This is a genomic window from Streptococcus pseudopneumoniae (genome assembly GCF_001068775.1).
GTDB classification, from domain to species: domain Bacteria; phylum Bacillota; class Bacilli; order Lactobacillales; family Streptococcaceae; genus Streptococcus; species Streptococcus pseudopneumoniae_N.
The window spans coordinates 1-313 of the sequence record NZ_JWAJ01000037.1; the positions used below are offsets into that span (position 1 = coordinate 1).

The following is a 313-nucleotide window of genomic DNA, read 5'->3' on the forward strand; positions in this document are numbered from 1 at the left end:
CCATATCAAAGCGGCAGCTAATAGTCACAAGTATCGTAAGGAAATGGTAGAGCAACAAGCTAAATTTATGAGTAAACAATTGGCAGTTGAGATTGATTTAGATCGGAAAAAACACGCAAAAAAGTCCTTAAAGCCCGCAAAAGAAAGTGAGGCAAAAGAAAAGAAAATCTCAACAACAGATCCCGAGTGTGGTTGGTTTCACAAGGGCGAACACAAGGAAGTATTTGCCTATTCTGCCCAAGTGGCTTGTGATAAGCATGGTTGGGCCTTGGCTTATACGGTTGAAGCAGGAAATGTTCATGATAGTCAGGCT

At 41.5% G+C, this 313-nt stretch carries 1 pseudogene; it reads left to right on the top strand.

What is annotated here, in order from left to right:
* A pseudogene (locus ADF68_RS01520) lies at positions 1-313 on the top strand (IS5/IS1182 family transposase); the annotation flags it as partial.